The following is a 14,225-nucleotide window of genomic DNA, read 5'->3' on the forward strand; positions in this document are numbered from 1 at the left end:
AATAATGCTTCAAAGAATTCTACTAATCACCATATTGATATTAACAGTATTATCCTGTACCAAAACCACTAGACATGTAGACCTTAAAAGTCCCAGTATCATTCCAGCGCCGCAATCCTTGCAGGTAAATGATGGATATTTTACGTTTCATGAAAACACTTCGTTTAGGTTTGATCCTGAGTTTCCTATGGCTGGCAAGTTCTTACTTGATCATTTTGATAAAATGGGTTTTGACGAGTTAAACGATTATGATGATAAGGAAGACAACTACATCTATTTGAAATTCAATGAAGAGATCGATAGTACCGAAGGGTACCGAATGAAAATCGATCCTGAACGAATACTTATTCATGCCCGTACGGATGCAGGCGCTTTCTATGCGGTACAATCGCTCATCCAGTTGTTCCCCATACTTAATGACAAGGATGAAATTCACTTACCAGCACTAACCATTGAGGATGAACCACGTTTTAAATATCGTGGTATGCATCTCGACGTTTCTAGACATATGTTTCCAGTAGCGTTTATCAAGAAATACATCGATGCTATGGCGATGTTAAAGATGAATAATTTTCACTGGCATCTAACTGATGATCAAGGCTGGCGCATCGAGATCAAACAATATCCTAAACTTCAAGAAGTGGCTGCTTACCGTGACAGTACTTTACTAGGACATTACAACGATACACCGCACAAGTACAACACGACTAGATATGGTGGATACTACACACAAGATGAAGTGCGTGAGGTTATCGCTTTCGCGAAAGCGAGACACATCAACATCATTCCAGAAATCGAATTACCTGGTCATGCTCAAGCGGCCATTGCTGCCTATCCAGAACTAGGATGCGCCAATAAAGGTGTGAATGTAGCTACAGAATGGGGCGTTTTTGACAACATTTATTGCCCCAATCCAGAGACTTTTGAGTTTCTAGAAAACGTACTAGACGAGGTAGCAGCCTTATTTCCATCACCATACATTCACATAGGCGGCGATGAGGCACCAAAAACACAGTGGAAACAAAGTGTAATCGCACAACGATTTATCAAAGAAAAGGAATTAAAAGATGAATACGAATTACAATCCTACTTCATTAAACATTTTGAAAAATACCTAGCTTCAAAAGGCAAGAAAATCATCGGTTGGGATGAAATCCTAGAAGGCGGACTAGCAAAGGATGCCACGGTTATGAGTTGGCGCGGCATGCAAGGTGCCATAGACGCTGCAAAAACAGGTAACGATGTTATTATGACGCCTACTTCTCATTGTTATTTTGACTATTACCAAAGCGATAATGAAAATGAACCACTAGCTATAGGCGGCTTTTTACCATTAGAAAAAGTTTATAGGTTCAATCCAATTCCAGATGAACTTAGTGATAAAGAAATAACGCACGTTTTAGGCGTACAAGGAAATGTATGGACTGAGTACATGCCTACTACAAATCAAGTAGAATACATGGCTTTCCCACGTATGCTTGCGCTAAGTGAGGTCGCTTGGTCTCCAGTAGAAAAACGAGATTATAACTTGTTTGTCAATAACCTAGAAGTAATGCTGCCACGGCTAGACGCCATGGATATTAATTATGCAAATCATTTATATGAAATTGAAGGAAATTTGAATAAGGATCAAGAATATGAATTAAGCACTAAAACCTTAGGTAAAGAAATCAGATACACTACTGACGGAACTGAGCCAAATGCCAATTCAACTATTTATGAATCACCTATTCCATTTAAGGAAAACATGATTGTAAAAGCTCAAGTATTTGACAATTCTCAGCCGCTTGGACGTTTATTCTCTCAAGAATTCCTTTATCATAAAGGTGTAGGCGCCACTATTACAATTAATCATCCACCACATAAATCCTATAGTGGTAGTGGTGCAAACGGACTTATCAATGGAATTGTAGGTAGTGATACACGTTATGGTGATAAAGAATGGTTGGGCTTTTGGGGTGATGACCTCGAAGTTGAAATAGCATTTGATGAACCTACAGAAGTAAATGAAATCCAATTACGATTTTACCATGCACCTGGACAGTGGATTTATGCGCCAGAGGAATTTCAAACATTTCTTACCCTAGAAGATGGAAATATTGTTGTTGACAAACAACAAGTTCAGACTTCTGAACAAAGTGTAATTGACTTTACCTACAAAGTGTACAAGCCGAAATCTTTTACACCAAAGTATAATAATTTCAAACTTATTATTCCCAACTACGGTATCATCCCAGATGGTGCACAAGGCGCTGGAAATAAAGCCTGGACATTTATTGACGAAATTATTATCAAGTGATAAAAATGTTTAAATGAAAGAAGAAGATAAAAATTTTGCATCTAGGCTGGAAAAGGAATTAAAGTCAAAAAATACAGGAGAGAAAGTTGTTTTTAAAATATCATATGATATAAGCAAAAAATTAATTGGCTATCATGGTATTTTACTTGACTTAAATGATTGCAGAAAATATTTAGAAGAAATGGGTAAAATTGATTCTGAAGTCGTTCAAAATTCTTTGTTTATTTCATTTGTAATCACCTATGGTAAGTCTTTCACAGATAGAAAGTTTAGCAAACTTCCAAAACTAGAAGAGTCCATCTTTCAAGACCAATCATATTTTGATCATCACAAAGAACTGATGAACGCGAGGCATAATTTCGTCGCTCATAGAGGAATATCAAATTATGAATTGGGAGAATCATTCTTCGAATTGCACGTCAATAAAATGCAGTACGATATTCAATCTGGAATTTCCAAAACTTTTAAAGTGGATCATGAAGTGATTCCGCACTACAGAAAATTAATAGATTTCTTAATTAAACGTGTAACAGAAAAGACTGAAATTGTAAGAAAGAAAATTGCTGATCATTTATTAGAATCTTTACTATCAAAGAATTATTCAAAAAAAATGAAGACCTTAAATCATCATGACATTAAAATTGTTACTGATATTTTAAATTCAAAAAAATAATATGCTACTAGAAATCTGCGCGGCAAATTATCAAAGTGCCATCAATGCTCAAAAGGCTGGCGCTCATCGTATAGAGTTGTGTAGCGAGCTAGCCGTAGGTGGAATTACACCAGGTTTTGGATTGCTCAAAAAGGTAATTGCAGACCTCAGTATTCCTGTAATGGTATTGATACGACCACGATCTGGTGATTTTGTGTACAGCAAAGACGAGTTTGAAATCATGAAACAGGATATTCAACTTTGCAAAGAGTTAGGTGCCGCTGGTATTGTTTCTGGAGTATTGACTTCGGATTTTAAAGTGGATATTAAACGTACTAGCGAACTCATAGAGCTTTCTAGACCATTACCCTTTACCTTTCACAGAGCTTTTGATCACGTAGAAAATCCACAGCAGGCCTTGATTGATTTAATCAATTTAGGTGCACATCGCATACTCAGCTCTGGTCAGCAAGCTAGTGCTTTTGAAGGTATTAGTTTATTAATAGAGTTACAGCAACAAGCAGGCGATGAACTCATTATTATGCCTGGTGGTGGCATTAATGCTAGTAATAGTGATGCTTTCTCGAAAGCGAACTTCAAAGAAATCCACGCAAGCGCTACAGCAATCTGTGAGCAAACCAGTGAAGAGAAAGTGCCTATGAATACACCTAAATTTCTTCAAGAAAACATAGAAATCACATCCAACATTGAAAGCATTAAAGCAATCCTTAATCGAATCACGCATGAAATATAGTTGGCTCCTAATCATAGTGATTTCACTAGTCTCATGTAATGATAAACAACCCCATGTAAAGCGTAAATATCTCAACCATAACTGGTCCTTATTAAAAGAAGCTGACAATAGTTTAGTATCAGACTCTGTAAGTATTCCATCAACGGTTCACAAGGAGTTATTACCACTTATCGAGCATCCTTTTCAAGGGAATAATGAAGATGGTTTACAGTGGATTACTGAGGAAAACTGGGTTTACAAAACCATTTTTAAGGTAAACAAAGAAATTCTTGCTAAAGAACATATTACTTTAAACTTTGAAGGCATTGATACGTATGCCAGCATTGAGCTCAATGGCCATAAGATTCTTGACACCGACAATGCTTTTCTCAACTGGCAGATAGATGTAAAGCCATTTATAGAAAAAGAAAATGAGCTTTACGTTACCATAAAGTCTCCTTTAGAAATAGAACTTCAAAAAGCAGCAGCAAATCCGTATCAATTACCAGAAGGAAATCGTATTTACACACGTAAAGCACAATTTCAATACGGTTGGGATTGGGGTCCAAACCTAAACACTATGGGTGTTTGGAAACCAGTTCATCTTGAGGCTTTCAACGATTTTAAAATTAAGGATATTTACTTAAAGCAAAATAGTCTTAATGATTCTATTGCAAATCTTTCGGCACAAGTGACATTATCAAAACCTGTTTTCTCACCGCTTACCTATTCTCTTAAAATCAACGACAGTATTTATCCATATAAAATTACAGACTCCTTGACGGTAGCCACAAAAACAGCTACTCAAGAACTGCATTTTGAAATACAAAATCCTAAAAAATGGTGGCCACATAATCTAGGTGAACCCTATTTATATGAGGTAGAGATTAGCATTTTTAAAGATGAAAATCTTATTGATCAAAAAACAATTAATAAGGGACTGCGCACAGTAGAATTGGTAAATGAGCCAGACGAATACGGAACCAGCTTTTATTTCAAGGTGAACGACGTTCCGGTATATGCAAAAGGTGCAAACTACATTCCACAAAACAGCATGCAAGATTTGGTCACGGATGACCATTATGAAAAGCTTTTAAATGACGCTGTAGATGCAAATATGAACATGCTACGTGTTTGGGGTGGCGGTATTTATGAGAGTGATGTTTTCTATGAAAAATGTGACGAAAAAGGAATAATGGTATGGCAAGATTTTATGTTTGCTTGTGCGATGTATCCTAGTGGAGATAGCTTTCGCGAAAGCGTAAAAAAAGAGGTCACTCAACAACTTACTAGATTACGAGATCATTCGAGCATTGTAATGTGGTGCGGTAACAATGAAAGCCGAGAAGGCTGGCATCGATGGGGCTGGCAAGAAGGTCGCAGTCATCAAGAACGTGACAGTATTTGGGAAGACTACCGAAACATTTTTCAAATAGACATGCCGAAATACGTAGCCGAAATGACCAAAGAACCCTACTGGGAAAGCTCACCACAATACGGTCGTGGCAATCCTAAATATGAGTTTAATGGCGATGCACATGACTGGCGCGTGTGGCACGATGCTTACCCGTTTGAGCATTTTGAAGAGCATGTGCCAAGGTTTATGAGTGAATTTGGTTTTCAGGCGCATCCCTCTTATGAAACCATTCGCTACATTAATTCATCTGGTGAAGTAGATATTAAGTCAAAGGAATATGCTACACACCAAAAACACGCTCGAGGTGACGAGCTTATACAAACTTACATGGAGCGCGATTTTCCCGAACCAGAAAATGATGAAGATTACGTGTACGTGAGTCAGCTCGTACAAGCTTATGGAATTTCTAAAGGTATTCAAGCGCATCGTCGTGCGCGACCTTACAATATGGGAACCCTATACTGGCAACTCAACGATTGCTGGCCAGCGGTAAGCTGGTCCAGTATCGATTATTTTGGCAACTGGAAAGCCTTACACTATCAGGTAAAACGTGATTTTGAGAATGTTCTAATTAGTAACGTAGTTAAAAATGATACGTTGAAAACATATGTGGTAAATGATAATCTCGAGACAGAAGTAGGCGATTTCAAAATCGAAATCAAAGACTTTTCGGGCAAATCGCTTTTTGTTGATACCATCGATAGTTCTATATGCTCAGTCAAAGCTGGTTCTAGCGAGCTCATTCATGCGCTTTCCTTAAAACATTTAAATCTTGATCTAAACAAAATTTACGTGTCTTACCAATTTGGTAATCACAAAAGCATTAAAACTTTAACAAGACCAAAAGATCTCAAATTACCTAAAGCAGAAATCCAAATAAAAAGTCCAAAGAGTAATGACTTTTATGAAATTACGATCGTTTCAAATGTATTTGTAAAGGATCTATTTGTCTTTTCTAGTATAGATGGTCATTTTTCTGATAATTTCTTTGACTTGGAGCCTAATACTGAAAAATCAATTCTATTCTATCCAAAATCGGAAGAGCATGGTGTCCTGCAGATTAAATGCTTAAATGATATGGTAAGTATGAGTGTGAAATAATTTTGTTTATTGCTCCAACGAACCAAACAATTCTTTTCTCAAAAGCAAGATCAAAATTAAAAAGTAAAATATGTAATTTAAAAAGTAAGCCATTACTACGGCATTTTTTCCATAGTACGGTAATAAAACCATCGTAAAAAGATAGAAACAAAAAATGCTTATAAGTTCAGCCACTAGATAGCGTTTAAGATCATTTAATGCGATAAACCTAAAAGCCATTACGGTGGTGATGACCTTTATAAAATCACCTAACAATTGCCATTTAAACATGCTAGAAGCAGGTAAAAACTCTGACGTGAATAAATATTCAAGAATTAAATCTCTACATAAATAAACAGATATAAGTCCAGCTACAACTACAGGAAGTATGGTTTTATAAAAATTCCAAATCGTACTTCTATATTGTTTAAAACTAGAATCCTTGCTCAAATTAGGTAATACGTATAAACTGATTAACGTGGTAACAAATACCATGTAATATCCTGAAATACGTTGAACAGATTCCCACCATCCTGCTGCATGGTCACTTACTTGATCAATAACCTCGTTGCGCACTTCAATATTTACAAGCGGTATAAGTATAGCGCTCACTAAAGCCATAATACTGTATTTAAAGAGCTGTAGTGCTTGCTCATTACTCCATTCAATTGAAAAGGTGAGCATTCCTTTTTTACCTTTTAAATAAAAGAAGTACACAAAAAGAGCCAAAATAAATTGAACATAAGGTGTCACGGCTATACTAAGCAGCGCACCGTATAAATTCTCATTTACAATCAAATAAGCGCCCAGAGCAAATACCGACAAGGCAACGATAATATTAAGAACCACATAGGTCTTAAACCACTCAAATCCTTGTAACAAGGAACTTACTGCAACAAAAACAAAGTAAAATGGTAATGAACAGCCAAAGATCCGTAAGACAAATGAATAACTATCACGATCGAATAAATACAAAGACAGCCAGCTAGCTGTAAAGTTTATACCTATGGCGGTTAATACGCTTACTATAAAAGTTGCTATCCATGCTGTTGTAAAAGTTTTGCTTAGTAGTTTAGGCTCATTCTTTAACGCAGCAGCGTTTTTAGTAAGACCGTTTTCCAATCCTAGAACGGACAGGCTTTGAAGTCCTTGAGAAAAATTACGTAAGTTTCCTAAATAACCCAATCCTGCATCACCCACAAATCGAGCCAAAAGATTAGACATAACAGCACCTAGCGCAATCCTGACAAGAATAAAAATACTATTCCAACTTGCCATTTTAAGCAGCATATTTCTATTAAACAATAAAAACAGCCTGCGCATCAATAAGAATTTATGGTTTGTATAATATGATGAACCTCTTGAGTATCTAACAAAGGATGGCATGGAAGACTTACCTGTTGTTGATGTCTACTTTCTGTGGCGGGAAATTGTAAGTCATTCCACTTAGAAAATGCTTTTTGTTGATGAGGTGGTACCTCATAATGACATCCAGTTTGTATTCCATGATGTTTCATGAAGTCTATAAAGGCTACCCTATCTTCTACGAAAATTGGATAAATATGAAACACTGAACGATTTGCTAATTGCGTGCTTAGTAGCTGCACCTTTTTGTTATCAATACCTTGACTGTATTTGTATGCAATGGATCTACGAGAGTTGTTGTCGTTTTCTAAAACCTGTAATCGCGTACTCAAAAATAGGGCCTGTAAAGGATCCATGCGTGAATTTACTCCTACTTCACTATTTAAAAATTGGGAATCACGCCCGTAATTGGCGATTTTGCGACACATTGCAGCTAGCTCTTGGTCGTTTGTGGTGATAGCGCCTGCATCACCTAGTGCTCCTAAATTTTTAGTAGGATAAAAAGAAAAGGCACTTGCCGCTGCAAGACTTCCACTAGTTTTACCACTACTTGTACGACCACCGTGAGATTGTGCTGTATCGGTATATATTTTTTTGTGGTTCGCTTTCGCGAAAGCGTACACATCATCATCTACCATGATTCCATATAGATCCACAACTATAATAGCATCATAGTCTTCTTTAATTTTTTTAAGATCATCAACCTGTACGACACACTGCTCTGTTTCAAATAATACAGGCGTGTGATGGCTGTGAACAACGCTTAAAATAGTTGCTATATAAGTATTTGCTGGCACCGCAATTTTAGCGTTTTTAGGAAGTCGATTTAGAGCGGTTTCTGCTCTTAGGATAATACTCAAGGCATCCAATCCATTACCAGTACTCACGCAATACTGAACGTTACAATAGCTTGCAAATTCCTTTTCAAATGTATCTACAAATTGACCTCCAATATACCTACCAGATTCATGCAACTCTTTTATAGATTCCATATCCTGAGGTAGAAATCGGTTTTGTATTTTTTTTAAATCGAGAAATGGAATGTGCACAAAAATTATTTATTACGAATATATAAAGAGTTTCCTATACAGGTATCTCGCTTAAAAACCATCTATAAGTCAGGTAAATTAAAAACCCAAAGTTGATTATTGTAACAATGAATTTCTTTACAGTAAAAGGTCTTTTAAAACTTAACAAACTTGCTATAGATCCAGCTATCACAATCACTGCAAAAAAGGTCATGAGATACGATATCCATGAACTGATATCATTAGAGACTGTGCGAGGAATAAAACTTAGTATTATGAAAACTCCGAATACTACAACCTGTATAACGGCAAAATGAAAGGCTTTCTTTTCCAATGATTTACATTAAAATAACACTCATTAACTATGCTTAACCCAAATGTAACACCTTGAAATGGAACACCACCGTACATTTGTAATGAATTACATAACAAACGAAATAATTATTGTAATATTCGATATAAAGAAAAACTTAAACTAGAGTTTTTCTTGCTATGAAAAAGAAAAATATTCCTTAATCGACTTTGATTGTTAAAAGATTCATTTGATAAAATAGCCTAAAACCAGCGCCTGATTAGCGCTGGTTTTTTTATTTTTTATGTGGTTTAAAATGCCAAACCGTTTGTATTTCAAAACTCGCTCCCATCTCCTTCTTATTTTTAGCGAGGCCTTTATTTATTCCTCCATTAGGATCATCTACGGCACCTAGATCATATTTAGTGATATTACACTGTCTTAAAACTTCTATAGTTTCTAAATATAAAAAATCCATAGCCCTTAATGATCTTGCCTCGATTGTACTTGCCATATATTGAGCTCTTGCAATGTTCCCTTTGATGAAAATTACGACACCGGCAATTATTCCCTCTTGATTAGAAACAGTATAAAGTCTGATTTCTTCGGGAAATTTACTCTTCAACTCTTCAATTTCCTGAATACTATGAACAGGACTAGCAGCATATTTATGTTGCAACAAGGGTACTAATACTTGATTCCAAAATTCACCCCAGTTATCATTTTCCTGAAAAATTAAATGATTCCAATTACCATTGCGATAACCAGCGGTCCGTTTAGATGAAATAGACAAATCAACATTCAATTCAAGGTAGGCATTATTAACCCTTTTAAATGGCTGAAAGTCTATACTTTCAATTGCCTCATTTATAAAACGGTTGATTTGAGAATATGAGTTAAACGGTTGTTTGATATATATATCCTTAATTTCATTTGAAATTAGATAAGACACCGTTTGATTCATAACCTGGTTAAGAACATCCTTTGACAACTCATGGTCTAGAATTATACCGCCATAAGTAAGACCTTGATGACTGTACCACTTATCTCCTACTCTATTGCCAGGTAATACAGCAATAAGAGTTTGTGACCTATAAACCATTAGGCTATAATCTTTAAAACGATCCTCATGGTACTCCATGAAAGATCGTTTTAATATAAAGGTCCCATTAAGAGATGAATCTATAAATTTATTCCATGAAGTAGCATCATCACTAGAATAACGATGGATGACTATTTCATTATTCATAAACTAGTTTAATAATTCTCTAGCCGCTTGTAGCGCTTGATCTATTCCTGCTGGATTTTTTCCTCCTGCTGTTGCAAAATGGGGTTGTCCACCACCACCACCTTGTATAAACTTACCTAGTTCTCTTACAATTTGTCCAGCGTTTAATTTCTTTTGATCTACAAGATTCTTTGAGATAATTACAGTAAGTGTTGCTTTATCACCTGCGTTTGATCCAATGATTAGGAACAAGTTAGTAATCTCTTGATCGATTGAAAAAGCCAGGTCTTTAACAGACTTTGCATCTAGATCAGTCTTTGAAGCAATAAATTGAACACCATTTATATCTTCTGCGCTATTAATCAACTCTTGTTTTAGATTGCCTGCCTTGGCTTTTTTTAATTCCTCAATCTCTTTTTTAAGATTCGAATTTTCTTCTTGTAGGGACTGAATAGCTGTTACAGGTTCTTTTGCGTTTTTTAACAGGGCTTTAATCTGCTCAAAATGTTTTGATTGATCATAAAAGAAATCCTTAACTGCATCGCCAGTAATAGCTTCAATACGGCGTATTCCTGCAGCTACTGCAGATTCATTTGTGATTTTAAAATGCCACACATCACTGGTGTTTTTAACATGTGTACCACCGCATAATTCATAACTGCTTCCAAATTTTATGGTACGTACTACGTCTCCATATTTCTCGCCAAACAAACCTATCGCACCATCTTTGATGGCATCTTCATAGGTATTGTTTCTATTTTCTTCCAGTTGTAATTGTTCAGCAATACGAGCATTTACAAAATCCTCAACTTGTTTAAGTTCTTCAATGGTTACTTTAGAAAAATGTGAAAAGTCAAAACGCAAACTAGCACTGCGTACCATACTTCCTTTTTGTTCTACATGAGTTCCCAAAATTTTACGCAACCCTTGATGTAAAAGGTGTGTAGCTGTATGGTTCGCACTGGTTCTAAAACGCTGCTTTTGGTCAACTTGAACGATGAACGTTCCTCCTAACTCTTTAGGCAGGTTTTTAGTTATGTGCACTGTTTGCCCGTTTTCTTTCTTAGTATCAATGATGTATACCGTATCGCCATTTACACCTTCAATATATCCCTTGTCTCCTGTTTGTCCACCACTTTCTCCATAAAAAGGTGTCATGTTAAAGACAAGTTGATAGCGATCACCATCTTTTTTAGTCGTTACTTTCCTGTATTTTGATATACGTACTTTGGCATCTAGTTTATCATAACCAATAAACTCTTGTGTATCATCATCACCTAGTATTACCCAGTCAGACGTTTCTGTTTCACTTGCCTTTCTAGAACTTTCTTGTTGTTTTTTTAAGGCCGCAGTAAATCCTTCTTCATCCATTTTGAGTTGTTGCTCGCTTAGAATAAGTCGAGTAAGCTCTTTTGGAAAACCATAAGTATCATTAAGTTCAAATGCTTTTTTACCTTCTAGCGTATCCTGGCCTTGTGATTTTAAGTTAGCAATCATGCTATCAAGCAAGGCTAGACCATTTTCTAGGGTACGTAAGAAAGAAATCTCCTCTTCTTTGATCACATTTAAAATTAAGTTCTTCTGTGATTTCAACTCAGGAAACGCCTCACCTAATTGCTTGGATAAGGTCGTTACTAATTGATAAATAAAAGGTTCCTTTCTATCCAAGTATGTAAAGCCATATCTTATAGCTCTTCTTAAGATCATTCTTATAACATAACCAGCACCATTGTTTGACGGTAATTGACCATCAGCAATAGAAAAAGATACTGCTCTCACATGATCTGCGATTACACGTATTGCAATATCTTCTTGCTCTGTTTTTCCATAAGCATGACCAGTAATAGTTTCAATCTCTCTAATTAGTGGTTGGAAAACATCAGTATCATAATTTGACTTTACTCCTTGTAAAACCATTGCCAAACGTTCAAACCCCATTCCAGTATCTACATGCTGTGCAGGAAGGTTTTCTAAAGAACCATCAGCAAGTCTATTAAACTGCATGAATACAAGATTCCAAATTTCAATCACTTGTGGATGATCCATATTGACTAGTGTAGCACCGTCAACCTCTTGTTTTTCCTTGTCGCTTCTAATGTCAACATGAATTTCAGAACAAGGACCACATGGTCCTTGCGCGCCCATTTCCCAAAAGTTGTCTTTTTTATTACCGTTTAGGATTCTATCCTCAGCAATGTGTTGTTTCCAGAAATCATATGCCTCGGTATCGCGCGATAATCCTTCGGCATCGTCGCCTTCAAAAATAGTTACGTATAAATGATCTTTAGGAATTTTATATACTTCTGTAAGCAGTTCCCAAGCCCAATCAATAGCTTCTTTCTTAAAGTAATCACCAAAACTCCAGTTACCTAGCATCTCAAACATGGTATGGTGATAGGTATCAACTCCTACTTCTTCTAGGTCGTTATGCTTACCACTTACTCGCAAACACTTCTGACTATCGGCAACTCTGTTATTCTTTGGCTCTGAGTTTCCTAGAAAGTACTCTTTAAATTGATTCATCCCTGCGTTTGTAAACATCAAGGTAGGATCGTCTTTTAACACCATAGGTGCGCTGGGTACAATTTGATGACTTTTTTCAGCAAAAAAATCTAGAAAGGTCTGTCTTATCTGCTTAGAATTCATACTGGTGGTCTATGAGTTTTAATTTTATATTTTTGTAAAAATCGGTAAGGGCAATTTCCTGCATCAATTAAGTACCTTTACTACTTATTTTGATTTTTATTATTACGCTTTCGCGAAAGCGTAATAAACTAAAAACAATACCGTTTTCAACACAGCAAAAATAGTATAAAAAGCATGTCTAAAATTAAGTATTACTACGATTCTGAAACTCTATCCTATAGAAAGGTGGAACGCAAGAAGCGTCATGTATTTTTTAGATTTATAGGATTCCTCGCTGCGAGTATGCTTTTTGGCCTATTATTCTTCTTCATCATTAATCAATACGTGGAGTCTCCTGCGCTGGTTGACGCCAAGGCTGAAAATGAATTTATGAAGCTCGAGGTTGAAAAAGCAAATGAACAAATAAACAATCTGGCGCAAGTCATTGCCGAGGTTGAAGAGCGCGATAATACTATATACCGTATCTATTTTGACGCTGCGCCTATAAGTGACGAGCAGCGCATGGCTGGTTTTGGTGGTGTAAATAGATATAAGGACCTTGAAGGTTTTAATACCAGTGAACGAGTTATACAGCTTAAAAAAGATATTGACCAACTTAAAAAAAGAGTGGCTATACAATCACAATCGCTTGATGAAATAGCAGAATTAGCCAAGGACAAAGAAAAACTTCTCGCTTCTATTCCAGCGATTCAACCTGTACGTAATCAGGATTTAACAAGGATGGCAAGTGGTTATGGGTATAGAACCGATCCTTTTAATAAAACAAGAAAGTTTCACTATGGAATGGATTTTACTGCTCCTAGAGGAACACCTGTGTATGCAACTGGTGATGGTGTTGTTACAAGAGCAGATGCGAACAGCTCGGGTTATGGAAATCATATAAGAATTGATCATGGTTTTGGTTACATCTCGTTATACGCACATTTAAATGCTAAAAATCCTTACAACGTGCGTGTAGGACAAAAAGTGAAGCGTGGTGACATAATTGGTTATGTAGGTAGTACAGGACGCTCGCAAGCTCCTCATTTACATTATGAGGTGTCTAAGGATGGAGAGCGCATCAATCCTATCAATTTCTATTATGGAAATTTATCTCCTGAAGAGTTTAACGAATTGCTGAAGAAATCGCAGCAAGAAAATATTTCTCTAGATTAATGCATATCGACCTACCTGAAAAATTGTATTACAGTATAGGCGAGGTGTCTAGAGCTTTTGATGTCAATCCATCATTAATCAGGTATTGGGAAAAGGAGTTTGATGTATTAAAACCCAAGAAAAATGCTAAGGGTAATAGGAAATTTACTAAAGATGACATTAAAAATTTACAAACCATCTATCGATTAGTAAAGGAACAAGGTTTTACACTTGAAGGTGCCCGCGAATACATGCGTACACACAAAAATCAATTAGATAAATTTGATATTATTCAAAAATTAGAAAACGTCAAGGCCGAACTTCTTAAGATTAAAAAGCAAATGGATTAAC

11 protein-coding genes are annotated in these 14,225 nt (G+C 36.1%); 7 read left to right on the forward strand and 4 right to left on the reverse strand.

The genetic code is table 11. From position 1 onward, the window contains the following. Positions 1-4 precede the first annotated feature (4 nt). Genes HCN53_RS04980 through HCN53_RS04995 form a run of 4 tightly spaced genes read left to right on the forward strand, consistent with a single transcriptional unit; the run spans position 5 to position 6,202 of the window. Positions 5-2,299: a beta-N-acetylhexosaminidase gene (locus tag HCN53_RS04980; protein WP_167342217.1), complete on the forward strand. Its 2,295-nt coding sequence runs from the start codon at positions 5-7 to the stop codon at positions 2,297-2,299. Positions 2,300-2,312: 13 nt separating this feature from the next. Next, the gene (locus HCN53_RS04985) at positions 2,313-2,972 is read left to right on the forward strand and encodes a hypothetical protein (protein ID WP_042280395.1); all 660 of its coding nucleotides are present in this window, start codon (positions 2,313-2,315) and stop codon (positions 2,970-2,972) included. A 1-nt stretch (position 2,973) separates the two neighbouring features. Then, positions 2,974-3,705 (forward strand): copper homeostasis protein CutC, encoded by a 732-nt coding sequence (locus HCN53_RS04990; protein ID WP_167342218.1) that lies wholly within the window; start codon positions 2,974-2,976, stop codon positions 3,703-3,705. Continuing rightward, complete coding sequence (locus HCN53_RS04995) at positions 3,695-6,202, forward strand: beta-mannosidase (protein ID WP_167342219.1); 2,508 nt, start codon at positions 3,695-3,697, stop codon at positions 6,200-6,202. Before HCN53_RS04990 ends, HCN53_RS04995 begins: the two co-directional genes overlap by 11 nt. 6 nt (positions 6,203-6,208) lie before the next feature. Here the strand turns inward: HCN53_RS04995 and HCN53_RS05000 are convergent, their stop codons facing one another. Both HCN53_RS05000 and HCN53_RS05005 read right to left on the reverse strand, forming a co-directional pair. After that, positions 6,209-7,459: an O-antigen translocase gene (locus tag HCN53_RS05000; RefSeq protein ID WP_240919396.1), complete on the reverse strand. Its 1,251-nt coding sequence runs from the start codon at positions 7,457-7,459 to the stop codon at positions 6,209-6,211. Positions 7,460-7,503: 44 nt separating this feature from the next. After that, positions 7,504-8,538 carry a DegT/DnrJ/EryC1/StrS family aminotransferase gene (locus HCN53_RS05005; protein WP_240919397.1) on the reverse strand — a complete coding sequence of 345 codons (1,035 nt, stop codon included), beginning with the start codon at positions 8,536-8,538 and terminating at the stop codon, positions 7,504-7,506. A 164-nt stretch (positions 8,539-8,702) separates the two neighbouring features. Between HCN53_RS05005 and HCN53_RS05010 the strand changes: the two genes are divergently transcribed. Continuing rightward, entirely contained in the window at positions 8,703-8,891 is a 189-nt protein-coding gene (locus HCN53_RS05010; RefSeq protein WP_167342221.1) for a hypothetical protein, read from the forward strand. 270 nt (positions 8,892-9,161) lie between these two features. Here HCN53_RS05010 and HCN53_RS05015 read toward each other — a convergent pair whose 3' ends face one another. Beyond that, positions 9,162-10,115: a GNAT family N-acetyltransferase gene (locus HCN53_RS05015; RefSeq protein ID WP_167342222.1), complete on the reverse strand. Its 954-nt coding sequence runs from the start codon at positions 10,113-10,115 to the stop codon at positions 9,162-9,164. A gap of 3 nt (positions 10,116-10,118) precedes the next feature. Next, complete coding sequence (alaS, locus tag HCN53_RS05020; RefSeq protein ID WP_167342223.1) at positions 10,119-12,740, reverse strand: alanine--tRNA ligase; 2,622 nt, start codon at positions 12,738-12,740, stop codon at positions 10,119-10,121. 174 nt (positions 12,741-12,914) lie between these two features. Here alaS and HCN53_RS05025 point away from each other — a divergent pair, with 174 nt between their 5' ends. Then, the gene (locus HCN53_RS05025; RefSeq protein ID WP_042280406.1) at positions 12,915-13,895 is read left to right on the forward strand and encodes a M23 family metallopeptidase; all 981 of its coding nucleotides are present in this window, start codon (positions 12,915-12,917) and stop codon (positions 13,893-13,895) included. After that, the gene (locus HCN53_RS05030) at positions 13,895-14,224 is read left to right on the forward strand and encodes a MerR family transcriptional regulator (RefSeq protein WP_167342224.1); all 330 of its coding nucleotides are present in this window, start codon (positions 13,895-13,897) and stop codon (positions 14,222-14,224) included. Before HCN53_RS05025 ends, HCN53_RS05030 begins: the two co-directional genes overlap by 1 nt. Position 14,225 lies beyond the last annotated feature (1 nt).

It is taken from the genome of Nonlabens sp. SY33080, assembly GCF_011784885.1.
Classification (GTDB): domain Bacteria; phylum Bacteroidota; class Bacteroidia; order Flavobacteriales; family Flavobacteriaceae; genus Nonlabens; species Nonlabens tegetincola.

Excerpts from the sequence above, each read along its gene's own strand:
- HCN53_RS04980 (WP_167342217.1), top strand. The coding sequence starts at position 5 with ATGCTTCAAAGAATTCTACTAATCACCATATTGATATTAACAGTATTA.
- HCN53_RS04985 (WP_042280395.1), top strand. The coding sequence starts at position 2,313 with ATGAAAGAAGAAGATAAAAATTTTGCATCTAGGCTGGAAAAGGAATTA.
- HCN53_RS04990 (WP_167342218.1), top strand. The coding sequence starts at position 2,974 with ATGCTACTAGAAATCTGCGCGGCAAATTATCAAAGTGCCATCAATGCT.
- HCN53_RS04995 (WP_167342219.1), top strand. The coding sequence starts at position 3,695 with ATGAAATATAGTTGGCTCCTAATCATAGTGATTTCACTAGTCTCATGT.
- HCN53_RS05000 (WP_240919396.1), bottom strand. The coding sequence starts at position 7,459 with ATGGCAAGTTGGAATAGTATTTTTATTCTTGTCAGGATTGCGCTAGGT.
- HCN53_RS05005 (WP_240919397.1), bottom strand. The coding sequence starts at position 8,538 with ATGGAATCTATAAAAGAGTTGCATGAATCTGGTAGGTATATTGGAGGT.
- HCN53_RS05010 (WP_167342221.1), top strand. The coding sequence starts at position 8,703 with ATGAATTTCTTTACAGTAAAAGGTCTTTTAAAACTTAACAAACTTGCT.
- HCN53_RS05015 (WP_167342222.1), bottom strand. The coding sequence starts at position 10,115 with ATGAATAATGAAATAGTCATCCATCGTTATTCTAGTGATGATGCTACT.
- alaS (WP_167342223.1), bottom strand. The coding sequence starts at position 12,740 with ATGAATTCTAAGCAGATAAGACAGACCTTTCTAGATTTTTTTGCTGAA.
- HCN53_RS05025 (WP_042280406.1), top strand. The coding sequence starts at position 12,915 with ATGTCTAAAATTAAGTATTACTACGATTCTGAAACTCTATCCTATAGA.
- HCN53_RS05030 (WP_167342224.1), top strand. The coding sequence starts at position 13,895 with ATGCATATCGACCTACCTGAAAAATTGTATTACAGTATAGGCGAGGTG.